Origin of the sequence: Mycobacterium rhizamassiliense (assembly GCF_900157375.1) — a bacterium.
GTDB lineage: Bacteria > Actinomycetota > Actinomycetes > Mycobacteriales > Mycobacteriaceae > Mycobacterium > Mycobacterium rhizamassiliense.
This window is the reverse complement of the sequence record NZ_LT721901.1, coordinates 1,143,851-1,169,524: the sequence shown is the minus strand read 5'-3', so window position 1 is coordinate 1,169,524 and position 25,674 is coordinate 1,143,851. Positions and strand designations below refer to the sequence as shown.

At 69.1% G+C, this 25,674-nt stretch carries 20 protein-coding genes; 12 read left to right on the top strand and 8 right to left on the bottom strand.

Translation table 11 applies throughout. The annotated features are described in order from the left end of the window. Positions 1-173: 173 nt before the first annotated feature. Both MRAB57_RS05790 and MRAB57_RS05785 read left to right on the top strand, forming a co-directional pair. Complete coding sequence (locus MRAB57_RS05790; protein ID WP_077086721.1) at positions 174-860, top strand: TetR/AcrR family transcriptional regulator; 687 nt, start codon at positions 174-176, stop codon at positions 858-860. After that, the gene (locus MRAB57_RS05785; protein WP_077086720.1) at positions 857-1,792 is read left to right on the top strand and encodes a R2-like ligand-binding oxidase; all 936 of its coding nucleotides are present in this window, start codon (positions 857-859) and stop codon (positions 1,790-1,792) included. The genes MRAB57_RS05790 and MRAB57_RS05785 overlap by 4 nt, the downstream gene beginning before the upstream one ends. Positions 1,793-1,802: 10 nt before the next feature. Here MRAB57_RS05785 and MRAB57_RS05780 read toward each other — a convergent pair whose 3' ends face one another. Continuing rightward, entirely contained in the window at positions 1,803-3,179 is a 1,377-nt protein-coding gene (locus MRAB57_RS05780; protein ID WP_077086719.1) for an NADP-dependent succinic semialdehyde dehydrogenase, read from the bottom strand. An 81-nt stretch (positions 3,180-3,260) separates the two neighbouring features. Here MRAB57_RS05780 and MRAB57_RS05775 point away from each other — a divergent pair, with 81 nt between their 5' ends. The 4 genes from MRAB57_RS05775 (at position 3,261) to MRAB57_RS05760 (ending at position 8,604) form a co-directional block, all read left to right on the top strand. Then, entirely contained in the window at positions 3,261-4,907 is a 1,647-nt protein-coding gene (locus MRAB57_RS05775) for an acetolactate synthase large subunit (RefSeq protein WP_077086718.1), read from the top strand. 121 nt (positions 4,908-5,028) lie between these two features. Then, positions 5,029-6,393: an HNH endonuclease signature motif containing protein gene (locus tag MRAB57_RS05770; RefSeq protein WP_077086717.1), complete on the top strand. Its 1,365-nt coding sequence runs from the start codon at positions 5,029-5,031 to the stop codon at positions 6,391-6,393. 33 nt (positions 6,394-6,426) lie between these two features. Next, the gene (locus MRAB57_RS05765) at positions 6,427-7,338 is read left to right on the top strand and encodes a LysR family transcriptional regulator (protein WP_077086716.1); all 912 of its coding nucleotides are present in this window, start codon (positions 6,427-6,429) and stop codon (positions 7,336-7,338) included. Positions 7,339-7,449: 111 nt separating this feature from the next. Beyond that, positions 7,450-8,604 carry an NAD-dependent formate dehydrogenase gene (locus tag MRAB57_RS05760; protein WP_077086715.1) on the top strand — a complete coding sequence of 385 codons (1,155 nt, stop codon included), beginning with the start codon at positions 7,450-7,452 and terminating at the stop codon, positions 8,602-8,604. Between the two features lie 24 nt (positions 8,605-8,628). On the opposite strand, the gene MRAB57_RS05755 is transcribed toward MRAB57_RS05760, so the two are convergent. The 4 genes from MRAB57_RS05755 to MRAB57_RS05740 all read right to left on the bottom strand — a co-directional run bounded on the left by MRAB57_RS05755 (position 8,629) and on the right by MRAB57_RS05740 (position 14,833). After that, on the bottom strand, positions 8,629-10,056 hold the full coding sequence (locus tag MRAB57_RS05755; protein ID WP_077086714.1) for a lipase maturation factor family protein: 1,428 nt from the start codon (positions 10,054-10,056) through the stop codon (positions 8,629-8,631). Positions 10,057-10,085: 29 nt separating this feature from the next. Next, on the bottom strand, positions 10,086-14,312 hold the full coding sequence (locus MRAB57_RS05750) for an alpha-(1->3)-arabinofuranosyltransferase (protein ID WP_173814004.1): 4,227 nt from the start codon (positions 14,310-14,312) through the stop codon (positions 10,086-10,088). Between the two features lie 58 nt (positions 14,313-14,370). Then, complete coding sequence (locus MRAB57_RS05745) at positions 14,371-14,544, bottom strand: DUF2613 domain-containing protein (RefSeq protein WP_077086712.1); 174 nt, start codon at positions 14,542-14,544, stop codon at positions 14,371-14,373. 82 nt (positions 14,545-14,626) lie between these two features. Then, positions 14,627-14,833 carry a DUF2613 family protein gene (locus MRAB57_RS05740; RefSeq protein WP_077086711.1) on the bottom strand — a complete coding sequence of 69 codons (207 nt, stop codon included), beginning with the start codon at positions 14,831-14,833 and terminating at the stop codon, positions 14,627-14,629. 113 nt (positions 14,834-14,946) lie between these two features. Between MRAB57_RS05740 and MRAB57_RS05735 the strand changes: the two genes are divergently transcribed. The 3 genes from MRAB57_RS05735 to MRAB57_RS05725 all read left to right on the top strand — a co-directional run bounded on the left by MRAB57_RS05735 (position 14,947) and on the right by MRAB57_RS05725 (position 18,096). Continuing rightward, positions 14,947-16,089 (top strand): glycoside hydrolase family 3 N-terminal domain-containing protein, encoded by a 1,143-nt coding sequence (locus MRAB57_RS05735; protein ID WP_077086710.1) that lies wholly within the window; start codon positions 14,947-14,949, stop codon positions 16,087-16,089. Between the two features lie 66 nt (positions 16,090-16,155). Further along, positions 16,156-16,803, top strand: a complete 648-nt coding sequence (locus tag MRAB57_RS05730; protein ID WP_077086709.1) for a TetR/AcrR family transcriptional regulator — start codon at positions 16,156-16,158, stop codon at positions 16,801-16,803. A gap of 24 nt (positions 16,804-16,827) precedes the next feature. Beyond that, complete coding sequence (locus tag MRAB57_RS05725) at positions 16,828-18,096, top strand: chloride channel protein (RefSeq protein ID WP_077086708.1); 1,269 nt, start codon at positions 16,828-16,830, stop codon at positions 18,094-18,096. A gap of 3 nt (positions 18,097-18,099) precedes the next feature. Here the strand turns inward: MRAB57_RS05725 and MRAB57_RS05720 are convergent, their stop codons facing one another. Both MRAB57_RS05720 and MRAB57_RS05715 read right to left on the bottom strand, forming a co-directional pair. After that, positions 18,100-18,951: a MaoC/PaaZ C-terminal domain-containing protein gene (locus tag MRAB57_RS05720; RefSeq protein ID WP_077086707.1), complete on the bottom strand. Its 852-nt coding sequence runs from the start codon at positions 18,949-18,951 to the stop codon at positions 18,100-18,102. After that, positions 18,951-20,315, bottom strand: coding sequence for a 3-oxoacyl-ACP reductase (locus tag MRAB57_RS05715; RefSeq protein ID WP_077086706.1), 1,365 nt, complete (start codon positions 20,313-20,315; stop codon positions 18,951-18,953). Before MRAB57_RS05715 ends, MRAB57_RS05720 begins: the two co-directional genes overlap by 1 nt. 149 nt (positions 20,316-20,464) lie before the next feature. Between MRAB57_RS05715 and MRAB57_RS05710 the strand changes: the two genes are divergently transcribed. After that, a complete protein-coding gene (locus MRAB57_RS05710) occupies positions 20,465-21,811 on the top strand; it encodes an acetyl-CoA C-acetyltransferase (RefSeq protein WP_083743585.1) in 1,347 nt (448 codons plus the stop codon). A 284-nt stretch (positions 21,812-22,095) separates the two neighbouring features. On the opposite strand, the gene MRAB57_RS05705 is transcribed toward MRAB57_RS05710, so the two are convergent. Further along, positions 22,096-23,931 carry an acyl-CoA dehydrogenase gene (locus tag MRAB57_RS05705; protein WP_077086704.1) on the bottom strand — a complete coding sequence of 612 codons (1,836 nt, stop codon included), beginning with the start codon at positions 23,929-23,931 and terminating at the stop codon, positions 22,096-22,098. 206 nt (positions 23,932-24,137) lie between these two features. On the opposite strand from MRAB57_RS05705, the gene MRAB57_RS05700 reads away from it, so the two are divergent. Together MRAB57_RS05700 and MRAB57_RS05695 are read left to right on the top strand one after the other, a co-directional pair. Next, complete coding sequence (locus MRAB57_RS05700; RefSeq protein WP_077086703.1) at positions 24,138-25,142, top strand: isopenicillin N synthase family dioxygenase; 1,005 nt, start codon at positions 24,138-24,140, stop codon at positions 25,140-25,142. 31 nt (positions 25,143-25,173) lie between these two features. After that, entirely contained in the window at positions 25,174-25,665 is a 492-nt protein-coding gene (locus tag MRAB57_RS05695; protein ID WP_077086702.1) for a flavin reductase family protein, read from the top strand. Positions 25,666-25,674 lie beyond the last annotated feature (9 nt).

Below are 25,674 nucleotides of genomic sequence, written 5' to 3'. Positions count from 1 at the left end.
GGCTTTCGACCGTTATCCGGCGGCGGAGAGCGCGTCCATACGTGCGTCGACGTTGAGCTGGGGTCCAGTCGGGCTTTCGGGGGCCGCCGGCTCAACTGACAACTACCGTTTCCCTTGACCGTGAGCTGGATCACAGTAAAATGACCAGTGGTCATCGATTCGAAGGAGTTTGCATGCCAACGGTGACTTGGGGCCGCGTCGACGCGGCGAGGCGCGCGGCGATCATCGAGGCCGCCGAGGCCGAGTTCGGGGCGCACGGGTTCTCCCGCGGCAGCCTGAACGTCATCGCCCGGCGCGCGGGCGTCGCCAAGGGCAGCCTGTTCCAATACTTCGCGGACAAGCGGGACCTGTTCGCGTTCATCGCCGACATCGCCAGCCAGCGGGTGCGCGCCTACATGGAGATCCGGATTCGCGAGCTCGACCCGAGCCGGCCGTTCTTCGATTTCCTGACCGACTGGCTTGACGCCTGGGTCGCCTACTTCGCCGACCACCCGCATGAGCGCGCGTTGCATGCCGCGGCCTCGCTGGAGGTCGACACCGATGCGCGTATCAGCGTGCGGTCCGTCATCCATCGCCACTACCTGGAGGTGCTTCGGCCGCTGGTGCGTGACGCCCAGAAGCGGGGTGACTTCCGCGAGGACGCCGACATCGACGCGATGCTGTCGCTGTTGCTCCTGATCTTCCCGCACCTGGCCCTGGCGCCCTACATGCGCGGCCTGGATCCGATCCTCGGACTCGACGAGCCGACGCCCGAGCAGCCCGCACTGGCGGTGCGCAGGCTGGTGGCAGTGCTGGCCGCCGCATTCTCGGCGGACTCCTCCGTCAACTCAGCCCCATTGCGATCTGAGGAGGTCACATGAACAGAACCCGAATTGCCTCGATGGCCCAAGGCGGCCTCAACTGGGATAGCTTGCCGCTCAAGCTGTTTGCCGGTGGCAACGCGAAGTTCTGGAACCCGGCCGACATCGATTTCTCGCGCGACCGCGAGGACTGGGACCGCCTGACCGACGACGAACGCCACTACGCGACCCGGCTGTGCGCCGAGTTCATCGCCGGCGAGGAATCGGTGACCCAGGACATCCAGCCGTTCATGGCCGCGATGCGCGCCGAGGGCCGGCTCGGCGACGAGATGTACCTGACGCAGTTCGCCTTCGAGGAGGCCAAGCACGTCCAGGTGTTCCGCATGTGGCTCGACGCCGTCGGCATCACCGGCGACCTGCACGAGTACCTCGAGGACGTCCCGACCTACCGGACGATCTTCTACGAGGAACTGCCGGCCTGCCTCGGCGCGCTCATGACCGACCCGTCGCCGGCCGCCCAGGTCCGGGCATCGGTGACCTACAACCACATGGTCGAAGGGATGCTGGCGCTGACCGGCTACTTCGGCTGGCACAAGATTTGCGTGGAGCGCGGCATCCTGCCCGGCATGCAGGAACTCGTCCGGCGCATCGGTGACGACGAGCGGCGCCATATGGCGTGGGGCACCTTCACCTGCCGGCGCCACGTCGCAGCCGACGACGCCAACTGGGGCGTTTTCGAAACGCGGATGAACGAGCTGATGCCGCTCGGGCTGAAGCTGATCGAAGAGGGCTTCGTCCTGTACGACCCGATGCCCTTCGGCCTGTCGGTGGACGAGTTCATGGCCTACGCCTCCGACAAGGGGATGCGCCGCTTCGGCACTATCTCCAGCGCCCGCGGTCGCCCGCTCGGCGAGATCGACCTGGACTACTCACCGCTGCAGCTCGAGGACACGTTCGCCGAGGAGGACGAGCGGGCCCTGGCGAGCGTTTGACGGATCGCCGCTAGCCGACCCAGACCGTCTTGGCGTTGCAGAACGCGCGGATGCCCAGGCCGGCGAGTTCGCGACCGTAGCCCGACCGCTTGACGCCCCCGAAACCCAGCTCCGGGTAGGACACCGTCATCCCGTTGATGAAGACCTGGCCGGCCTCGATGTCGTCGATGAACCGCTGCTGCTCGGCCTCGTCGTTGGTCCAGGCGTTGGACCCCAGCCCGAAGGTGGTGGCGTTGGCGATTTCGATGGCTTCGTCGATGTCGGCGGCGCGGTACATCGATGCGACGGGGCCGAACACCTCTTCGGTGTACAGGGCCATGTCCTTGGTGATGTCGGTGACCACCGTCGGCGGGTAGAACCACCCCGGCCGGTCGGGAGTCTTTCCGCCGCAGCGGATCTTGGCGCCGGCGGCGACGGCGGCGTCGACCTGCCCGGCGATCTCGTCGCGGCCCGACTCGGTGGCCAGCGGGCCCACGTCGGTGTCCGGGTCGGTCGGGTCGCCCACCTTGAGCGCCTGCATGTGTTCGACGAACTTGTCGACGAAGGCGTCGTAGATGTCAGCGTGCACGATGAACCGCTTGGCGGCGATACAGGACTGGCCGTTGTTCTGCGTGCGGCCGGTGATCGCCGTCTTGACGGCCTCGTCGAGGTCCACCGACGGCATCACGATGAACGGGTCGCTGCCGCCCAGCTCCATCACCGTGGGCTTGATCTCGTCCCCGCAGATCGCCGCGACGGACTGGCCGGCCGGCTCGCTGCCGGTCAGGGTGGCCGCCACCACTCGGGGGTCGCGCAAGATGGGTTCGACGGCGCCCGACGAGATGAGCAGCGTCTGGAAGCAACCCTCCGGGAACCCGCCGCGGGCGATGACGTCGGAGAGATACAGCGCCGACTGCGGCACGTTCGAGGCGTGCTTGAGCAGCCCGACGTTGCCGGCCATCAGCGCGGGCGCGGCGAAGCGCACCGCCTGCCAGAGGGGGAAGTTCCACGGCATGACGGCCAGCACCACGCCGAGCGGCTGCCAGCGGGTGTACGCCTGCTTCGCACCGACCTTGCCCGCGTCGGCCGGCTCGTCGGCGAGCAGCTTCTCGGCGTTCTCGGCGTAGTAACGAAAACCCTTGGCGCACTTGATCGCTTCGGCCTTGGCCGACTTCAGGGTCTTGCCCATCTCCAGCGTCATCATCGCCGCGACGTCGTCGGCTTCCTTTTCCAGGAGGTCGGCCGTGGCGTTGGCCCACTGGGCGCGCTGGGCGAACGTGGTGTTGCGGCGGTAGTCCTGGAACCGGGCGTGCGCGCGGGCGATGGCGGCTTCGATTTCGTCGGCGGTGGCGGGGGTGAACGTCTTGACTGTCTCGCCGGTAGCCGGGTTGATCGTGGCGATGGGCACTGTGATCGTCCTTCGTATTGGTTCGGTGTGAGGAGTCCGTCATCCAGCGTGCCACTATCGTGGCCACAAGGGAGGTGCTGGATGACAAAAGCAGCAGAACTGATGGTCAAGTGCCTGGAAAACGAGGGCGTCGAAATAGTCTTCGGGCTGCCGGGCGAGGAGAACATCCGCTTCGTGCAGGCGTTGGCGTCCTCGACGATCCGCTACGTGCTCACCCGCCACGAGCAGGCTGCGGCGTTCATGGCCGAGATGTACGGGCGGGTCACCGGCCGCGCGGCGGTGGTGTCGGCCACGCTGGGCCCCGGCGCGATCAACATGCAGCTGGGCGTCGCCGACGCCACCACGAACAGCACCCCGATGGTGGCGATCTCGGCGCAGGTCGGTCAGGATCGCCAGTTCAAGGAATCGCATCAGTACGTCGACCTGGTGTCGATGTTCGTGCCGATCACCCGGTGGGCCGCCGGCGTCCCGACCTCGCGCGCCATCCCGGAGATGTTCCGCAAGGCGTTCAAGCTCGCCGAGACCGAGCGCCCCGCCGCGGTCTACCTCGCCGTGCCCGAAGACATCGACGCCGACGAGACCGACTATGACCTGAAACCGTTGCCCCGCAACGTGGTCCGCGCCGATGCACCGGCCGCGCGGCAGGTGGAGCGCGCGGTCGAGATCCTGCGCGGCGCGAAACGGCCGGTGGTGCTGGCGGGCCACGGTGCGGCGCGCGCCCACGCGACCGACGCGCTGGTGCGGTTCTCCGACGCGTTCGGGATCCCGGTCGCCAACACCTTTCACGGCAAGGGCGTCATGCCCGACGACCACCCCAACGCCATCGGCACGCTGGGGTTCATGCGGCACGACTACGTCAACTTCGGCTTCGACCACGCCGACGTCGTCATCGCAGTCGGCTACGAGCTCCAGGAGTTCGACCCCGTCCGGATCAACCCGCAGGCCGACAAGAAGATCATCCACATCCATCGCTTCCCCGCCGAGGTCGACGCGCACTACCCGGTCGACGTCGGCATCATCGGGGACATCAGCGCGTCGCTGGACGCGCTGACCGAGGCCCTCGTCGGTCACGCCTTCGCGCCCGAGCCGGAGGTCCCCGGCTCCGGCCTGCTGACCGAGGAATTCGCTCGGGGACAACAGGATTCGCGATACCCGCTGGCGCCCGCGCGGGTGGTCGCCGACACCCGCGAGGCGTTGGGCCGCAGCGACATCGTGCTGGTCGACACCGGGGCCACCAAGATGTGGATGGCGCGGCTCTACCCGACGTACGAGCCGAACACCTGCCTGATTTCGAACGGGTTGTCCACCATGAGTTTTGCGCTGCCCGGGGCGCTCGGGGTCAAGCTGGCCCGCCCCGAGTCTAAGGTGCTGGCGGTGGTCGGGGACGGCGCCTTCCTGATGAACTCGCAGGAGATCGAGACCGCCGTGCGCGAACGCATTCCGCTGGTGGTGCTGATCTGGGAGGACGGCGGGTATGGCCTCATCGAGTGGAAGATGGACCTCGAGCTCGGCCAGAGCTACTACGTGAAGTTCGGCAATCCCGACATCGTGACCTACGCGGAAAGCTTTGGCGCCAAGGGCTATCGGATCTCTCACGCCGACGAGCTGCTGCCGACGTTGCGCACGGCGCTGGCCGACGACGGAGTTTCGCTGATCTGCTGCCCCGTCGACTATTCGGAGAACCTGCGGCTGACCGACCGACTCGGTGAGCTGGATGAAACGCTGTAATTTTTGCCCGCCTTGAGCGACGATCGCCGTGAGTGCACACTCGTTAAATCTCTTGTGCCACTTGTGTTTCTGCGGTCACAACGCAGGGTTTTTTGTCGGTGGGTGCGTTTAGTTTGACGGTATGAGTTCAGCCGACGACGAGGTAGCGGAGGCCGCCTTCGATGCTTTGGACAAGGCGCTCGACACCGTGGCCGCACTGAACTTCGCGGCGTCTAATACCCGGCGACGGTTGGCCTCGCTGCAGCGCTGCGAGCAGGTGCGCCGGCGACTACCGGCTGTGGAACATCCCCTGATCAACCAGTTGGCCCGTGAGGCCACGCCGGCAGAACTCGGCGGCACGCTTCCCCACGCGGTCGCCGAGGCAACGCTGATCAGCCGCGCCGAGGCCGGCAGGCGGGTTCGTGAGGCGGCCGATCTGGGCGCGCGGTGCGGGCTGACTGGCGAACCTTTGGCACCGGTGCTGGCCGCGACCGCCACCGCCCAACGCCAGGGGAAGCTCGGGGCCGGGCAGGTGGCGGTGATCCGCCGCTTCTGCCACGAGCTGCCCGGCTTCATCGACGCCGACACCCGCGAGGCCGCCGAAGCGCAACTGGCCGAGTTGGGCACGCAGTTTCGTCCCGAACCATTGGCCGGGTTGGCTGATCGCCTGATGGATTGGCTGAACCCCGACGGCAGCTTCACCGACGAGGATCGCGCGCGCCGTCGCGGCCTGACGCTGGGCAAGCAGCAGGCCGATGGCATGTCGGCGCTCCGTGGGTGGCTGACGCCCGAGGCGCGGGCGACGTTGGAGGCGGTGTGGGCCAAGCTGGCCGCACCCGGGATGTGCAACCCCAGCGATGAAAACCCCTGCGTGGACGGCGCACCCACCGAGCAGGCCATCGAAGGTGACGGGCGCAGCGCCGCCCAGCGCAACCACGACGGGGTGAACGCCGCGCTGCGCGCGGTGTTGGCGTCCGGGGAATTGGGTCAGCACAATGGCCTGCCGGCCTCGATCATCGTGTCGACCACCCTGGCCGAACTGGGACAAGCCGCGGGTCAGGGCGTCACCGGTGGGGGCACGCGGTTGCCGGTCAGCGACGTGATCCGGCTGGCCCGCCACGCCCACCACTACCTCGCAGTGTTCGATAAAGCCGAACCCGTCGCGCTGTATCACTCCAAACGGCTGGCCTCACCGGGTCAACGAATCGTGTTGTACGCCAAGGAGCGCGGGTGCAGCGCACCTGGCTGCGACGTCGGGGGCTACTACTGCGAGGTTCACCACGTCACCGACTACGCACACTGTCGCACCACCGGCATCGACAACCTCACCCTGGCCTGCGGCCCACACCACCGACTGCTGCAACCCCGCGGCTGGAGCACCCGAAAACGCACCAACGGCGACACCGAATGGATCCCGCCGCCACACCTCGACCGAGGCCAACCCCGCACCAACACCTACCACCACCCCGAGAAACTGCTCCCCCGCGAACATGACGACGGCGGGTAACCCCCGCCGCGCACTACGTGATCGAATGGGTCCATGCTGTTTCGTCAGCTGGAGTACTTCGTCGCACTCGCCCGCGAGCGGCACTTCGCCCGCGCCGCCGAGGCCAGCCACGTGTCCCAGCCGGCGCTGTCCGAGGCCATCCGCAAACTCGAACACGAGCTGAACGTTCCATTGGTGCGGCGCGGGCAGAAGTTCGAAGGCCTGACGCCCGAAGGTGAACGGCTGGTGCACTGGGCGCGCCGGATCCTGGCCGACTGCGACGCCCTCAAGCTCGAGGTCGCGGCGCTGCAGACCGGCCTGGTCGGCGAGCTGCGGCTGGCCGTGGTCCCCAACGCCGCGACTACCGTTGCGCTGCTGACGGATCCGTTCTGCGCCGCACACCCGTTGGTGCGCGTACAGCTGGAGACCAACCTGCGCTCGGCGGAGATCATCGAGCGAATCCGCCGGTTCGAATTGGACGCGGGAATGCTCTATCCGGACCGGCACGACACCCAGGAGCTACTGGTGACCCCGCTGTACCAGGAGCACCAGGTGCTCGTCGTCGGTGGCGACCTGATCGCCGGAAAATCCGATTCCATCAGCTGGTCGGACGCCCTGGCGTTGCCGTTGTGCCTGCTGGCCGAGGGGATGCGGGGGCGCCGGGTGATCGACGACGCGCTGGCCACCCAGGGTCTCTCGCTGAATCCACAGCTCCAAACCGATTCTGTCGCAACGTTATTCGCCCACGTCGCGACCGGTCGCTGGGCGACCATCGTGCCGCACACCTGGATCCGCGCGCTCGGGGTGCCCGCCGGGGCTTCCGTGCTGCGGCTGCACGATCCGTCGGTCACCGCTCCGATGGTGCTCGTCACCAACGCGGCGGAACCCGGCTCGGTCGTCACCCGGGCGCTGCTGCAGACCGCGCAGGACGCGGGCCTCGGCGAGGCGCTCGGCGGCCTCCACTAGGGCTGATCGGCGAAACCTATCGACCGGTCGGAACACGGTCTTGGACAACTCCGATTCGCGGGCGAAGGCTGGGGTAGACAGATCCAGGCAGGGCCGAGCGAGGAGAATTCGATGGCGAAGTGTGTGATGGTGCTCTACCCGGACCCCGTCGACGGATACCCGCCGAAGTACGCCCGCGACAGCATCCCGACGATCAAGAGCTACCCCGACGGCAGCACGGTGCCATCGCCGTCGAGCATCGATTTCACGCCGGGCGAGCTGCTCGGCTGTGTCTCCGGCGCACTGGGGCTGCGCAAGTTCTTCGAGGACGGCGGCCACGAGCTGGTGGTGACCTCGGACAAGGACGGGCCGGACTCCGAGTTCGAGCGCGAACTCGTCGACGCCGACATCGTTATCTCCCAGCCCTTTTGGCCCGCTTACCTGACCAAGGAGCGGATCGACAAGGCGCCCAACCTGAAGTTGGCGCTGACCGCCGGCATCGGCTCCGACCACGTGGACCTCGACGCGGCACAGCAGCGGGGGATCACGGTGGCGGAGGTGACCTACAGCAACAGCATCAGCGTCGCCGAGCACGCCGTGATGCAGATCCTCACGCTGGTGCGCAGTTTCGTGCCGTCGCACCGCTGGGCGGCCGAGGGCGGCTGGAACATCGCGGATTGCGTGGAGCACGCCTATGACCTGGAGGGCATGGACGTGGGGGTGATCGCCGCGGGCCGTATCGGCCGGGCGGTGTTGCGCCGGCTGGCGCCCTTCGACGTCAACCTGCACTACACCGACACCCGCCGGCTGTCGCCGGATGTCGAGAAGCAGCTGAACGTGACGTTCCACCCAGACGTCGAGTCGCTGGTGCGCTCGGTCGACGTGGTCTCGGTCCACTCGCCGCTGTACGACGCGACCCGCCAGATGTTCAACGAGCGGCTGCTGGGCACGATGCGGCGCGGCTCCTACATCGTCAACACCGCGCGTGGCGAGGAAACCGTTCCCGAGGCCATCGCGGCCGCGCTGCGCAGCGGGCAGCTCGCGGGATACGCCGGCGACGTCTGGTACCCGCAGCCGCCGCCCGCCGATCACCCGTGGCGGACCATGCCCAACAACGCGATGACGCCCCATGTTTCGGGCACCACGCTGTCCGCGCAGGCGCGGTATGCGGCCGGCACCCGGGAGATCCTGGAGAGCTTTTTCGCCGGCACAACCATCCGCCCGGAGTACCTGATCGTCGAGGGCGGGAAGCTGGCCGGCACCGGCGCACTGTCCTACCAGAAGTAGTCAATCACGTCGCGGCCCATGGTGTTATTTGCGTAATGCCATGGGCCGGACGTATTCGCCCACCAGCGCCCGATGCCACCACGCCCGGTCGCGCCGCAGCTCGGCCGGCGTGGTGAAGCGGTACTGGTAGAGCTGGGCGCGCACGAACGTGGGCGGGGCGGCCGGGAAGGGGTTGTGCCGCAGCAGCCGCAGCGTCGGTGCGTCGTTTTGCAACAGCCGCTGCAGGAACGGCCTCAACCACGGCTGCGCGTAGTCCGGCGAGATGGCGGCGAACCACATCAGCCAGTCCAGCCGCAGGTGATAGGGGGCCCATTGCCGGGGTAGTCGCCCCGTCGCGCCCGGTTTGCCCTTGAATTCGTATTCCTGCCAGACCGTTTGCGGGCCGATCCTCGCATCATCGGTGCCCTCGATCACCACCTCGCGGCGGATGCGGCCGACGCTGCCGAACGCCCCGTAGGTGTTGACCAGATGAAAGGGGTTGAACGACATGTTCATTCGCTGCCGCGCCGACAGCATGTTGCGCAGCGGCCAGTAGCTGAGGAACAACACCGAGACCGTGAACACGCACACCACCGCGACGAACCATACCGGCGGCGGGGCCAGTGCGGGCGCGGTGGGCATTGGCAGCACGGCCCCCAGCGAGGACTGGTCGATCGCGCTAAACGCCAACACGATCGTCACCCAGTTCAGCCAGGCGAAGTTGCCCGACGCGACCAGCCACAGCTGCGTCACGACGACGATCGCCGCGGCCACGGTCGCTACCGGCTGCGGTGCGAACAACCCGAACGGCACGATCAGCTGGGCAAAGTGGTTGCCCGCCACCTCGATCCGGTGCAGCGGCTTCGGCAGGTGGTGGAAGAACCAGCTGAGCGGTCCGGGCATCGGCTGCGTCTCGTGGTGGTAGTACAGGCAGGTCAGGTCGCGCCAGCACGGATCGCCGCGCATCTTGATCAGCCCGGCGCCGAACTCGACCCGAAACAGCAGCAGGCGCGCCATCCACAGCGTCAGCACCGGCGGTGCGGTCCGGTCGTTGCCCAGGAAGATCATCAGGAAGCCGGTCTCCAGCAGCAGCGACTCCCAGCCGAACGAATACCAGGACTGCCCGACGTTGACAATCGAAAGATAGAGGAACCACAGCGTCAGCCACATCAGCATCGCTGCCCATAGCGGCGCCAGGTCGGCCACGCCGGCGACGACGGCCGCCGACAGCGCGGCGCCGAACCAGGACACACCCGCGAACAGCCGATCGGAATAGCGGAGATGAAAGACGCTCGGCGTCCGCCAGAACGACTGGCCCGCCAAAAACCTTGGCACCGGCAGTATTCCGCGCTCGCCGATCAGCGCCCGGAACTGGACGGCGGCCGTGACGAATGCGATCAGGTAGACGGCCGCGGCGCCACGCTCGAGCAGCAGCCTGCCCAGCCAGTACTCGGGCGCGGAAATCCATCCCATGGCCGTTACTCCTGAAGAGGGCATCAATGCTAGTCGCCGCGCGGGCGCCCCAGCCGGTCCGGCAGCACGACGACCGACGCGGCGAGCATTGCGAGCGAAATCAACGCCAGCAGTTGAACACTCGCGGAATGGCCGGCGTAACCGTCGACCGATCGCCAGGGATACCGGGACAGCGACGCCCCGGCGAGGATCAGGCCGCCCGCGCTGATCGCCACGGTGACCCGGTCGCGCAACCGTTCTCGGTGGCGCAGCGCGTACCGCAGGCCCAGGGCGCCCGCCGCCATCACGGCGCCGACCGCGCCGGCGATCAGCGCGGCGGCGGCGAGCACCGGCACCGCGGCCCAGGGGCCGGGCGTCCAGGGCCGCGCGGGCGGGTCGTCGGGGCCGGCCCGCCGCGTGCGCCACAGCGCGAGCACGGCCAGCAGCGGCAGCAGTGCCAGGCCGACCGCCAGGCCGGCCCGGTAGAGCGAGTTGGAGGTGAAAGTCAGTGTGATGGTGCCGGGGTCCCCCGCGGGCACCACCCAGCCCTGCTGCCAGCCGTTGACGGCGACCGGCGTCAGCCGGGTCCCGTTGCCGGTGCGCGCCACCCAGCCGGGGTTGATGCTCTCCGGGATGGCCAGCACCCGGGAGTTGGGCGACGGCGTCGCCCGCACCTCGCGGCGGTCGGAACCCCAGGCCCCCGTGACGGCGGGCGCGGGTGGGGGGCCGGCGGCCGGGCCGGCCGCATCCGTCGACAACTGCGCCCCGTCCACCACGAACTGGGCGCCGGGGCTGATCAGGAACTCCTGCTGCCCGGCCGGCAGCGCGATCGGCGTGCGGTCGCAGGGGACGGCGGGTATGGGGTCGCCGTCCAGCAGCGCGCCGGCCGTCGTCCGGATCGACGTGTGCACGAACCGGCCCGCGACCGCGATGACCGGCCCGTGGTCGCAGTCGACGACGACCTCGCGCCCGCGGTTGCGTGCGGGATCGGCGGGCGCGATCGGGTTGCCGTCGGCGCCGAGCACCGCGATACCGGCCAGCCCCGGCGGCTTGAGCTGATCGAAGCCCAGCGCGTTGCGGTCGATGATGTCCTGCCAGTCGAGCAGGCTCAGCGTGACGGTGTCGGTGAGCCGCGGCCGCAGCGACAGCACGGTCTCGCTGTCGCGCATCGGCCGCACCTGCGGGCCGTCGCCCAGGTTGACCGCCACCATCGTCGGGTGGGCGGGCAGCGCCGAGCGGCTGGCGGTCAGCCGCAGCCCGGCGACCTCCGTCGGGCGCGGCAGCGTGATGGTCACCGTCGGCGGGGTTTTGAACTGCACCACGCGCTGCGGCGCCGTCCACGCGGTCGCCGGGTCGCCGTCGGTGGCCGCGTATGCCGAGCCGAGGATGTCGAGGGTGTCCGAATCGCCTTGGGCCCGTGTGGTATTCGGCTCGGCGATCAGGTCGGCAAGCTTGGGCCCCTGCCGCGGGCGCACCCACAGCGTCGGGGTCACCGACACCGGGGTCGTGACGGTCAGGGTCCGGCTGAAGTTCACCGGCTCCTCGGGTGTCAGCGCCATCGATGACGCGCAGCGCACGGTGTCGGCCGCGGGGGCGCAGCCGGGCCGGCCGAGCGGTTCGGCGCCCAGGTCCCACGCCGCGACCGGCGCGCCCTGCGGCGGTCCGGGAACCTGCACGGTGTGCCGCAGGTTCACCGGGTGCGCGAACCCGGCCGCGTCGTACTGCGTGATCGACAGGTCGGTGATGCCGAATTGCACGCCGCTGGAACCATTTTCGGTGCCGATGGCGGTGACGCGCACCCAGGGTGTCTCGCCGTAGGGCAGCGCAGCGGTCAGGGGCTTGCCGGCCTCGTCGAACCGCAGCGTGGTGCTGCCGTTGGCGGTCTCGATCAGGATGCGCCGGACCTGGGCGCCGACGGCGGTCGCGCTGGGCGTCAGGGTGATCGCGGCGTTGTTGACCGGGTGGTCGAAATCCACCCGCAGCCATTGCCCGACGGCCGTCTGCAGGGCGCTGGACACCCACGCGGTGGCCGGGTCGCCATCGATCGCGGCGGCGGGGTTGGTGGCCGGCGCGACGTCGGGCATAGCGGTGGAATCCGAGGACGAACTCGACACCGTGATGCGTCCGCCGGTCCAGCCGCCGTAGACCGGGTCGGCGCCCGGCGCCGGGTAATCGGGCACCCGGTTGTAGGTGTGCCGGGCATCGCCGGCGGCGCGGATCGCCGACGAGTGTTCGTCGACCCGGCCGTAGTCGGTCTCGCGGGCCAACGGGGTGTCGGTCACGGTGACCGCGGCGCCCATCGGCAGTCCGGCGCTGCGGGCGTCGGCGGTCATCAGCACCGGCCCCAGCGGCGGCAGGCCCTGCAGGCGGCGCCGCTCGTCGAGGCGCAGCAGCGCCTCGGGGCCGCCGTCGACGCGGGCCAGCCCGTCGGTGTCGACGAAATAGGGTGCGCCGGGATTGCCGGGCGCCTGCCCGACCGGCGAGACGCGGTAGATCTCCACCGCCGGGTAGCTCGGGCGCAGCCCGCTGTCGGCGACGAAGCCGGCCAGGGTGCCGGGCCCCACCGGGTCACCGAATTGCGCCACCTTGGCCAGGCCCGGCGAGCCCTCGACGGCGCGGTGCACCAGGATCGGGCGGGCCGACCGCGACGCCTCGGGATCCAGGTCGTTGCGCAGCACCACGTACGAAATGCCTTGGCGGGCAAGGGTATCGGCCAGGCCCGCCGAGGGTTGCCCGGCGGCGAACAGGCGCTGCACCGAATCCAGCGCCCGGATGGTCTGCGGCGGCGTCAACGGGATGGAGTCGCGTACCCCCCATGGGCTGCTGCCGAGCACCTGCAACGGTTCGTCGTGGCTGGTGCCCCAGACCTGGGTGGCGAACGGCGCTCCGGGCACCACCAGCACGCGGCCCGGGGTGGGCGTCCCGGTGTTGTGTTCGCTCAGCCAGTCGGCGGCGTGGTGCCAGTAGCGCGGTATCGCGCTGAACGTGCCCGGCGGGGTGAGGCGGCCGGTCCAGGCGAGCGAGGTGCCGGCGATCAGCGCGGTCAGCACCACGACTCCCGCCGCCACCCGCTTGTCGCGCTCCAGGTGGGCGAACGCGGGCAGCCACACCGACCGCGGCGCGCTGCCCGGAAGCGGTATCCGGCCCAGCAGCTGCACGACGCCCAGCACCAGCGGGATCCGGATCACCGACTCCAGCTTGTGCACGTTGCGCAGCGGCGCACCGGCGGCGTCCAGGAAGACCTGCACATGGTGAGCCAGCGGAGAGCCCAGGCCGCCGCTGTAGCCGACGGCCATCAGGACCACCCCGACCAGCAGCATCGTCACCAGCCGTCCCCGCGCCGGCATCCCGCGGCCGGCCAGCCCGGCCAGCCCGGCCGCGGCGACCAGGCAGGTGGCCAGGATGGCGGCCGATCCGGTGACCAGCGGGGCGCCCGCGGTGGCGGTCGGCGCCACGAACGGGGTCCAGCTGTCGGTGCCGCGCAGCATCTCGGTCAGCGACGACCACTGCGTCGTCACGCCCGAGGATTCGATGAAGTCGAGGAACGGCGGGCTGACGTTGCGCAGCAGGATCAGCGCGACCACCCACCACAGCGTGGCCATCGCGATGGCCAGCAGCCACCACGCGGTGTAGCGCCGCCACAACCGATTTGGGCGATGACTTGCCCACCAGATCACCGCGGGCAGGCAGCCGGCCAGGGTGGCGATGGCGTTGACGGCGCCCATCAGCGCGATGGCCAGCCCGGCCTGGGCGGCCAGCGCCCGCACCGAGCGGCCAGAGGCGGCGCGCCCCCCTGGTCTCAAAGCCAGGATCGTCGGCAACAGCACCCACGGCGCCAGCATGATCGGCAGGGTCTCCGACGAGATGGAGCCCAACGTCGTCAGCACCCGCGGCGACAGCGCGAACGCCGCCGCGCCGATCAGCCGGGAGGTCGGGCTACCGATGCCCAGCGCCTCGGCGACCCGCAGCAGACCCCAGAAGCCGACCGTCAGCAGCAGCGCCCACCACAGCCGCTGGGTCACCCAGCCGGGCAGCCCGAGAACGTGGCCGAGCAGAAAGAACGCGCCGTGCGGGAACAGGTAGCCGTAGGCCTGGTTCTGGGCCTGACCGAACGGCAGGTCGCTGTTCCACAAGTTGGTGGCGCGCAGCAGAAACCGCAATGGGTTGGCGGTGAGGTCGAGCTTGGTGTCGGGGGAGATCCGGCCCGGCGACTGCAGGAACGTCAACGCCAGCGCGACGGCCCCGACCAGCGCCAGCCAGCGGCGTGACAGCGGGATTGCCGACGGACCCCCGGGCGGTTCCGCGCAAGCGGCCGACGGGGACTTGGCCGTCGGGTTAGCTACGGTTGCCGTACTCGACCCGGTTGAGCACTGACGACTGCGGATCGCCCCCGGGGATTGGCGGCTTCGTGTCCTGTTGCACCATCAGCGTGACCCCGAAGATCGCCGCCGCGCCCAGCAACAAACCAACCACCACGCTCGCGGCGGCGGGCGCAACGATCCGGTTCATCGATGACTCCTTGGGTTTCGCGGTCGTAGCTGGGACAACCTAACGCCAACCTAGCAGAACGGCCGCCGCCATCCAGGACGGCTCAGGAGGGCCAGGGTACGCAATGCCCGCGCCAACACCGATCGCCGTAGTTCACCAGATACGGCCCGGCCGGCAGCTGTGTCGCCGGCGCGGGTGTGGGGACCGCGGCGTGGCCCTCGACCGCGACGGTGACGCCGACGGCCACGGCGGCGCCGATCGTCAGGCCCGCCGCGATGCTGGCCACCGTGGCCAGCGTCAACTCGGGCATCGCCGGCCCCCTTGCGTTGTCCCCTGCTAGCTCTCGCTAGTTCGTGCTAGTCAGAACGTAACAGGGGTCGCCCCCTGGGGCCTGGGCCAAAACACCCGTGACAACATGGCCCGATGGTTTTTTCGCGCACCCTTGCCGTGCTCGTCACCGCATCGGCGCTGGTGGCGGGTTGCGGGCACGACGCAGCACCGCCCCGCCCGTCGACCACCTCCAGCAAGCCGGCGGCCGCGCCCGCGCCGCCGGCATGTGGCGATCCGACGACGTCTTTGTCGACCCGCGACAAGCTGGCCCAGCTGCTGATGGTCGGTATCAAGAACGCCGACGACGCCCGGGCCGTCGTGAACAACTACCACGTCGGCGGGATCTTCATCGGCAGCTGGACCGACCTGACGATCTTCAAGGGGCCGCTGGCCGAGATCGCCGGCAGCGCCGGGCCGTTGCCGCTGGCGGTCAGCGTCGACGAGGAGGGCGGTCGGGTGTCGCGGCTGCGGTCGCTGATCGGCACGGCCCCGTCGGCCCGGACGCTGGCCCAGACCCAGACCCCGGCGCAGGTGCACGACCTGGCGGCCGACCGCGGCAAGAAGATGCACGACCTGGGCATCACGATCGACTTCGCGCCGGTGGTCGACGTGTCCGACGAGCCGGACGACGCCGTGATCGGCAACCGCTCGTTCGGCAACGACCCCAGGACCGTCACCGACTACGCCGGGGCCTACGCGCAGGGGCTGCGCGACGCCGGCGTGCTGCCGGTGCTGAAGCACTTCCCCGGACACGGGCACGGCTCGGGCGACTCGCACAAGGGCGGGGTCGTGACGCCGCCGCTGAGCGATCTGCAGAATTCCGACCTGGTGCCGTACCGGACGCTGGTGACCGCGGTGCCCGTCGCGGTCATGGTCGGCCACCTGCAGGTTCCCGGCCTGACCGGCGACGACCCGGCCAGCCTGAGCCGGCCCGCGGTGCAGCTGCTGCGCGACGGCATCGGCTACGGCGCCGTGCCATTCAACGGCCCGGTGTTCAGCGACGACCTGTCCAGCATGGCCGCGATCTCGGAACGGTTCGGCGTCGCGGAGGCGGTGCTGCGCACCCTGCAGGCCGGCGTCGATGAGGCGCTGTGGGTCACCACCGACGAGGTGCCCGCGGTGCTGGACCGGCTCGAGAAGGCCGTGGCGGCAGGCGAATTGGCGTTGCCCGCCGTCGACCAATCGCTGACGCGGCTGGCCACGATGAAGGGCCGCAATCGGGCGTGTGGGCACTAATTCGTCGCATCATCGTTACTCTTGATTCTCAATAGACGAGGCGCGACGGCCTGAAAGGGCGCAGTGATGGCAGGTGGTACCAAACGGTTGCCCCGCGCTGTCCGGGAGCAGCAGATGCTCGACGCCGCCGTGCAGATGTTCTCGGTCAACGGCTACCACGAGACCTCGATGGACACCATCGCGGCCGCCGCCGAGATCTCCAAGCCGATGCTCTACCTGTATTACGGCTCCAAGGAGGACCTGTTCGGCGCCTGCCTGAACCGCGAACTGAGCCGGTTCATCGATGCGGTGCGCGCCGACATCGACTTCACGCAGAGCCCCCGGGACCTGCTGCGCAACACCATCGTTGCGTTCCTGCGCTACATCGACGCCAATCGGGCGTCCTGGATCGTGATGTACACCCAGGCCATCAGCTCACAGGCGTTCGCGCACACTGTGCGCGAAGGGCGCGAACAGATCATCGAACTGGTCGCGGCGCTGCTGCGCTCCGGCGAGCGCACGCCCCGGTCGGATACCGAGCACCTGATGATGGCGGTGGCGCTGGTGGGGGCCGGTGAGGCGATGGCAACCAGGCTGTCCACCGGCGACATCGACGCCGACGATGCCGCGGAGTTGATGATCAGCCTGTTCTGGCACGGCCTGCGGGGTGCGCCGCAGGATCGCGACGGCGCGGTCCCGGAAGCAGGCGGCGGCCACAACGTCGCTGCCGGTTAGCCGCCGGTGGCATAGATTCGAGCGGTGGCCTTCCGCGGGCGCCCGCCGCAACACCTCGAGTTCTTCTGCGCGGTAGTCATTGTCGGAGTGCTGGCCGGGGTCGCCGGCCTGTCGACGACGTTCGTCTTGCGCTTCGTTCAGCACCTGGCCTATCACTACAGCTTCGGCACCATGCTGTCCGGCGTGACGGGCAGCAGCCCCGTGCGCCGCGTGCTGGGCCCGATGGTCGGCGCCGCGCTGGCCGGGGTCGGCTGGTGGATCCTGCGGCGCCGGTCCGAGGTGCCGCCGCTGGCCGGGACAATCGCCCGGCACGAGCGCATACCGCGGTGGTCCTGGAGCATCGACGCCATGCTGCAGGTGCTGCTGGTCGGCTCCGGAGCCTCCCTGGGCCGGGAGGGCGCCCCACGCCAATTCGCCGCTGCGCTAGGCGATTTGGCGACGGGCTGGCTGCGGCGGCTGTCCGCGCGTGACCGCGAGATCCTGCTGGCGTGCGCGGCGGGCGCCGGGCTGGGCGCGGTGTACGCCGTGCCGCTGGCCGGTGCGCTGTTCTCGGCCCGCATCATGCTGAACACCTGGCATCCGCGCGCCGTGGGCGCGGCGCTGCTCACCTCCAGCCTGGCCGTCGCGGTCGGCTCGGCCGTCACTCGCGATCAGCCCAACCTGGCCTGGCCGATCGGTGAGTCGACCTATCTGGTGACCGCGCACGGGCTCTTGATGGCGCCGCTGGCGCTCGGCGTCGGCCTGGCGTTCAACTGGGTCATGGCCGCGGCCCGGCCGGCCCGCCAGATCCGCGGCTGGGTGCTGGTCCCGGCGCTGGCCGGCGCCGGGCTGGTGATGGGCGTCTGCGCGCGCTGGTGGCCCGAATTGCCCGGCAACGGCCGCAGCATCCTGACCGTCAGCCTGGCCAGCGGCCTGACCCTGTCGGCCGCGGCCGCGATCCTGCTGCTCAAGCCGCTGTTGACCGCGCTGTTCCTGCGTGCCGGCGGGGCCGGCGGCATGCTCACGCCGTCGCTGGCCACCGGCGCCGCGGCGGGGGCGGTGGTGGTGCTGGCGATCAACTGGGCGACCGGGGCGCAGCTGCACGTGCCGACGGTGTCGCTGTCGGGTGCTGCCGGCGTCCTCGCGATCACGCAGGGGTCGCCGATCTGGGCGGCGATCTTTGTCTGGGAGCTCGCCCGGCCGCCGCTGTGGCTGTTTCTGGTGTTCCTGTTGACCGCCACCGGCGCGCACGGGCTCAAGCAGCTACTGGGCCGGCGGCTGCGGCCGCAGCGGCACGACGAACGCGCTGGCTGAGCGCTAGAGCGGTTGCACGCGGCCGGTCAGGTGCGGGTATCCCTTGGAGACATTGCGCAGCGACAATTCCCAGCCGTCGGCGGCGGTGTCGCCCTGGTCGATGTAGAGGCCGACGGTGGCGGGCAGAATCACCGGCTTGCCGAACCGCACCGAATACTTCACGGCGTCGGGCAGCTGGGCCTCGATGTTGGCCAAAACCGCCGCGGCGCTGAACATTCCGTGCGCGATGACCGTCGGGAAGCCGAACAGCTTGGCGGCGATAGGCGTGGTGTGGATCGGGTTGTGGTCGCCGCCGACGTTCGCGTAGCGCCGGATCTGGCCGGGCGTGATGCGCAGCACGGTGCTCGGCGGCGGTAGCTTCGGCTGCTTCTGCGGCGGCGGCTTGGGCTCGCCGGACAGGCTGGTGCGCTGCTGGTGCAGAAACGTCGTAACCTGATGCCACGCAACGTCATTGCCCACGCTGACATCGGTCACCAGGTCGACCAGCAGGCCCTTGCGGTGCTCGCGCAGGTTCTCCGCGTGCACGTGCACCCCGACGGTGTCGGTGACCGCGATGGACCGGTATTGGGTGATGTGGTTTTCGGTGTGCACCGAACCCATTGCTGCGAAAGGGAAGTCGAGCCCGGTCACCAGCGACATCAGCGCGGGAAACGTCAGCGCGAACGGGTAGGTGAGCGGTACGTTGTTGCCGAACCGCAGGCCGGTGACGGCCGCGTACTCGGCGACGTTTGTCCGGTCGATGGGTATCTCGTCGACGGTCACGGTGCGGCTGGGCAGCTTGTCGCTGCGCGGCACCAGGGGCAGGGCGCCGGCCACCGCCCGCAACATGTTTCGCAGGCCGCTGGGCTGATCCATCATGCGCCTAACATGGCCTGGCCGCAGACGCGAATGACGTTGCCGGTCACCGCGTTTGAGGCCGGACTCGCGAAGTAGGCGATGGTCTCGGCGACGTCGACGGGCTGGCCGCCCTGCAGTAGCGAGTTCAGCCGGCGGCCGACCTCGCGGGTGGCCAGCGGAATGGCCGCCGTCATCTTGGTCTCGATGAACCCGGGGGCCACGGCGTTGATCGTGATGCCCTTTTCGCCGAGCTCGGGAGCCAGCGCCTGGGTGAGCCCGATCATGCCCGCCTTGGTGGTGGCGTAGTTCGTCTGGCCGCGGTTGCCCGCGATGCCGGCCATCGACGACAGGCCGATCACCCGGCCGCCGGCGCCGATGCTGCCGTTGGCGATCAGCTCTTGGGTAAGCCGTTGCGGGGCAAGCAGATTGACCGCCAAGACGGAGTCCCAGCGGGCGTCGTCCATGTTGGCCAGCAGCTTGTCGCGGGTGATGCCGGCGTTGTTGACCAGGATGTCGGCATGCCCGGCGTAGTGGTCGCGCAGGTGCTCGGTGATCTTCTCGACGGCGTCGTCGGCGGTGACGTCGAGCCACAGCGCGGTGCCGCCCACGCGGCTGGCGGTTTCGGCCAGCGCCTCGGCGGCCGATTCCACGTCGATCGCGACCACCCGGGCGCCGTCGCGGGCGAACACCTCGGCGATCGTCGCCCCGATGCCGCGGGCCGCGCCGGTCACGATGGCGACCTTGCCGTCCAGCGGGCGGTCCCAGTCGGCCGGCGGCGTGGAGTCGGCGTCCCCGACGTAGAAGACCTGCCCGTCGACGTAGGCGGACTTGGCGGACAGGATGAACCGCAGGGTGGACTCCAGGCCGGTGGCCGCGGGCTTGGCCTCCGGCGACATGTACACCAGCGCCACCGTCGAGCCGCCGCGCAGCTCCTTGCCCAGCGAGCGGGTGAAGCCCTCCAGCGCGCGCTGCGCGATCCGTTCGTCGCTGCTGGCCGCCAGGTCGGGCGTGGTGCCGACGACGACGACGCGGCCGTTGTGGCCCAGGTTGCGCAGCACCGGGGTGAAGAACTCGTGCAGATCCTTGAGCCCGGCCGGCGTCGTGATGCCGGTGGCGTCGAAGACCAGGCCGGCGAACTGGTCGGCCCAGCGGCCGCCGAGGTTGTTGCCCACCAGGTCGTAGTCCGTTTCCAGCGCCGCGCGCAGCGGCTCGACCACCCGGCCGTCGCCGCCGATCAACAGGGAGCCGGCCAGGGGCGGGTCGCCGGGCGAGTAACGGCGCAGGCTCTCGGGGCGCGGGACGCCAAGCTGCTTTGCCACGAAGGACCCGGGGGCGGAGTTGACGACCTGCGAGAGCAGATCGGACGAGCGATTGGGAGCCACTGAGCCGCCTTCCGTATTTTCGCGATCGAACGTGCCGGGTATATCCCAACCGTATCGAAGGACGAACTTACTGCAGAGTAAGAACGGTGAGTAGTATGGCCTCGTCGGGCGATCCTCAAACTGCCAAAGCGGAGATGCACGGAGAAAACATGGCTTCTGCGAGTTCCGAAGCGACTGACAAGTCGGCTCAGACGACCTTTGCGTCCCGGCGGCGGGTCGCCGTGCTGGGCGGCAATCGCATCCCGTTCGCGCGCTCTGACGGCGCTTACGCGGAGGCGTCCAACCAGGACATGTTCACCGCCGCGCTGGGCGGCCTGGTGGACCGGTTCGGGCTGGCCGGGCAGCGCCTGGGCATCGTGGTCGCCGGCGCCGTGATCAAGCACAGCCGGGACTTCAACCTGACCCGCGAGTGCGTGCTGGGTTCGGAGCTGAACTCCCACACGCCCGCGTACGACATCCAGCAAGCGTGTGGCACCGGCCTGCAGGCCGCCATCGCCGCCGCGGACGGGATCGCCGCCGGCCGCTACGACGTGGCCGCCGCCGGCGGGGTCGACACCACCTCCGACCCGCCCATCGGCCTGGGCGACAACCTGCGCCGCCAGCTGCTGAAGTTGCGCCGGTCCAAGTCCAACGTGCAGCGGCTGCGGCTGGTCGGCACCCTGCCCGCCGCCGTGGGCATCGAGATCCCGGTCAACAGCGAGCCCCGCACCGGGCTGTCGATGGGGGAGCACCAGGCGATCACCGCCAAAGAGCTGGGGATCAAACGCGTCGACCAGGACGAGCTGGCCGCCGCCAGCCACCGCAACATGGCGGCCGCCTACGACCGCGGCTTCTTCGACGACCTGGTCACACCGTTCCTGGGCCTGTACCGCGACGACAACCTGCGCCCGGACTCGTCGGCCGAGAAGCTGGCCAAGCTCAAGCCGGTGTTCGGTGTGAAGGCCGGCGACGCGACGATGACGGCCGGCAACTCGACCCCGCTGACCGACGGCGCCTCGGTCGCGCTGCTGGCCTCCGAGGAGTGGGCGGCCGAGCATTCGTTGACGCCGCTGGCCTACTTGGTGGACGCCGAGACTGCCGCGGTCGACTACGTCAACGGCCGTGACGGCCTGCTGATGGCGCCGACCTACGCGGTGCCGCGGCTGCTGGCCCGCAACGGGCTGAGCCTGCAGGACTTCGACTACTACGAGATCCACGAGGCGTTCGCCTCGGTGGTGCTGTCCCACCTGCAGGCCTGGGAGTCCGAGGAGTACTGCAAGGGACGGCTGGGCCTGGACGCCGCCCTGGGGGCGATCGACCGGTCCAAGCTCAACGTCAATGGTTCGTCGCTGGCGGCGGGCCACCCGTTCGCGGCCACCGGCGGGCGGATTCTCGCCCAGGCCGCCAAGCAGCTGGCCGAGAAGAAGGCCGAAGGCCAGGTCAAGGGGCCTGTCCGGGCGCTGATTTCGATCTGCGCCGCCGGGGGCCAGGGGGTGGCCGCGATCCTCGAGGCCTAACACCCGCCGGACCGAACACCGCCATGAAATTTGTCACAGTGGCTTAGGAGTCGGAAGAGATGGGTAATCCAGAGCTCGGATAGCTCCGTGTTGTGGTCAGACCCCCCGACCCCGACGGCAACACGGGGCATCCCCTAAACGACCGCCGGTTCTGAGGGGACGGCGTGCGAAAAGGGCCGCCGCTGGAGTGAGGGGATCCAGCGGCGGTCTTTTTGGCACACAGCCCACGAACACAAGATCCCCCGCTTCAATGGCGAGGCGGGGGATTCTTGCGTTTGGGGGATCTAGAAGGCGGCTTCGTCGAGCTCCATGATGTCGTTGTCCAGCGTCTCGATGATTTCGCGAGTGCTGGTCAGCATCGGCAGGAAGTTCTTGGCGAAGAACGAGGCCACCGCGATCTTGCCCTCGTAGAAGGACCGCTCGGCACCGTCGGCGCCCGCGTCGAGCGCCGCCACGGCCACCGCCGCCTGACGCTGCAGCAACCAGCCGATGAGCAGGTCGCCGACGCTCAGCAGGAAGCGCACCGAACCCAGGCCCACCTTGTACAGGCTGGAGACATCCTCCTGGGCCGACATCAGGTAGCCGGTCAGCGTCGCCGCCATCGCCTGCACGTCGCCCAGCGCCTTGGCCAGGTACTCACGCTCGTTCTTGAGCCGACCGTTCCCGGCCTCGCTGTCCACGAACTTCTGGATCTCGCCGGACACGAACGCCAGCGCGGCACCCTTGTCGCGGACGATCTTGCGGAAGAAGAAGTCCTGCGCCTGGATGGCGGTGGTGCCTTCGTACAGGGAGTCGATCTTCGCGTCCCGGATGTACTGCTCGATCGGGTAGTCCTGCAGGAAGCCGGACCCACCGAACGTCTGCAGGCTCTCGGTGAGCTTGGCGTAGGCCTGCTCGGAGCCGGCGCCCTTGACGACGGGCAGCATCAGGTCGTTGATCCGGACGGCCAGATCGGCGTCCACGCCGTGGATCGCCTCGGCGACCGCCGCGTCCTGGAACGTCGCGGTGTAGAGGTACAGCGCGCGCAGGCCCTCGGCGTACGCCTTCTGGGTCATCAGCGACCGGCGAACGTCGGGGTGGTGCGTGATGCTTACCCGCGGCGCGGTCTTGTCGGTCATCTGCGTCAGGTCGGCGCCCTGCACCCGCGACTTGGCGTACTCCAGCGCGTTCAGGTAGCCGGTCGACAGCGTGGCAATCGCCTTGGTGCCCACCATCATTCGGGCCATCTCGATGACGTCGAACATCTGCGCGATGCCGTTGTGCACCTCGCCGACGAGCCAGCCCTTGGCGGGAACGTCGTGCTGACCGAAGGACAGCTCGCAGGTCGTCGAGACCTTCAGGCCCATCTTGTGCTCGACGTTGGTCACGAACACGCCGTTACGCTCGCCCGGGTCGCCCGTCTCGGGGTCGAACAGGAACTTGGGCACGATGAACAGCGACAGGCCCTTGGTGCCGGGGCCGGCGCCCTCGGGGCGGGCCAGCACCAGGTGGACGATGTTCTCGAACATGTCGTCGGAATCGGCGGAGGTGATGAACCGCTTGACGCCGTCGATGTGCCAGGAGCCGTCCTCCTGCTGGACCGCCTTGGTGCGACCGGCACCGACGTCCGAGCCGGCGTCCGGCTCGGTCAGCACCATGGTCGCGCCCCACTCGCGCTCAGCGCAGAGCACGGCCCACTTCTTCTGCTCCTCGGTACCGAGGTGGTAGATGATGTTCGCGAAACCCGCGCCGCCGGAGTACATCCACACGGCCGGGTTGGCGCCGAGCAGGTGCTCGTGCAGCGCCCACACCAGTGCCTTGGGCATCGGCATGCCGCCGAGTACCTCGTCGATGCCTGCCTTGTCCCAGCCGGCGTCGATCACGGCGCGGACGGACTTCTTGAAGGATTCCGGCAGCGTCACCGAGTGTGTCTTGGGGTCGAAGACCGGCGGGTTGCGGTCACCCTCGACGAACGACTCCGCGACGGGCCCCTCGGCCAGCCGGCTCATCTCGGTGAGCATCTCTTTGACGGTGTCGACGTCGAGGTCGCTGAACGCGCCTTGGCCTAATGCTTTTTCAACGCCCAGCACCTCAAACAGGTTGAATACCTGGTCGCGGACGTTGCTCTTATAGTGGCTCACTCTGGTATTCCTCCTCGTTGAGAATGCCACGTGTGGTTGGGTACTCGGACTGTAAGTTACCCACCAGTAACACCGCTAAAAGTAATCCGCTCGTGACGCGGATGCAAGTTAATGTGAGCTACATTGCACCGTCTAACTAACCAACCGGTTGGCTTGGCTCTTGTAACCGCGTTTGCAGCCCATCTACCTGCGGCGATAATGGAGAGATGACGACTGTGGCGAGCGACACGGCGCTGCCCGTGGTCGACCTGCGTGTCGCGTCGGGCCAACTCCGCGAGACCCTGCGCGAGGCCGCGCACGAGGTCGGTTTCTTCTACCTGACCGGCCATGACGTGCCCGCGACGCTGGCGAAAAGGGTGCTCGCGGTGGCGCGGAAACTTTTCGTGCTGCCCCAGGCCGACAAGGACGCCGTGGCGATGGTGCGCAGCCCGCACTTCCGCGGTTACACGCGGCTCGGCGGCGAGTTGACCCGCGGGCAGGTGGATTGGCGCGAGCAGATTGATATCGGACCCGAGCGAGCGCCGGCCGGTGGTCCGGGCGAACCGGACTACCTGTGGTTGCAGGGCCCGAATCAGTGGCCGGCCGGGCTGCCTGAACTGCCCGCGATCGTCGCCGAATGGGATGCCGCGCTGTCCGCGGTGGCCCGGACGCTGCTGTCGCATTGGGCGGCCTCGCTCGGCGCAGCGCCGGACGTGTTCGACGCGGCGTTCGCCGAAGCGCCGGCCACCCTGATCAAGATCATTAGGTATCCCGCCCGGGCCGAGACGCCGCAGGGCGTGGGTGCGCATCGAGACTCCGGGGTGCTGACGCTGCTGCTGGCCGAGCCGGGCAGCCGAGGCCTACAGGTCCGGCGTCCGGGGCACGGCTGGGTCGACGTGGCGCCCCTGCCCGGGGCGTTCATCGTCAACATCGGCGAGCTGCTCGAGGTCGCGACGCGCGGCTACCTGCGGGCGACCGAACATCGGGTGAACCTGGACGGGCCCGCGACCGAACGGATATCGGTGCCCTTCTTCTTCAACCCGCGACTCGACGCGCAGATACCGGTGCTGTCGCTGCCTGACGAGCTGGTGGCGCGCGCGGCGCCCACCGACGACCCGGCCGACCCGATCTTCGCCGTTTACGGCCGTAATGCCTGGAAGAGCAGGCTGCGGGCGCACCCGGATGTGGCTGACGCACACGGATACTCGGCAGGTAGGGTCAGTCAGCAGTAATACGTCTTCTGCTCGAGGGGCGATTGAACTGGTGAACGCGACCAACAAGCTGACACCGTCCTCACTGCGCGATGCCTTCGGCCACTTCCCGACCGGCGTCGTCGCCATCGCCGCCGAGGTTTCCGGGGTGCGGGTCGGCCTGGCCGCCAGCACCTTCGTCCCCGTCTCGCTCGACCCGCCGCTGGTGTCGTTCTGCGTGCAGAACACCTCGGAGACGTGGCCCAAGCTCAAGGACCTGCCGATGCTCGGCATCAGCGTCCTGGGCGAGGCGCACGACGAGGCCGCCCGCACACTGGCCGCCAAGACCGGTGACCGGTTTGCCGGTTTGGAGACGGTGTCCAACGATTCCGGCGCGGTGTTCATCAAGGGCACCGGCCTGTGGCTGGAAAGCGCGATCGAGCAGCTGGTGGTGGCCGGCGATCACACCATCGTGGTGCTGCGGGTCACCGAGCTGACGGTGGACGCCGAGATCGCGCCGATTGTATTCCACCGCAGCGCTTTTCGGCGACTGACGCCGCACTGACCGGAGTCG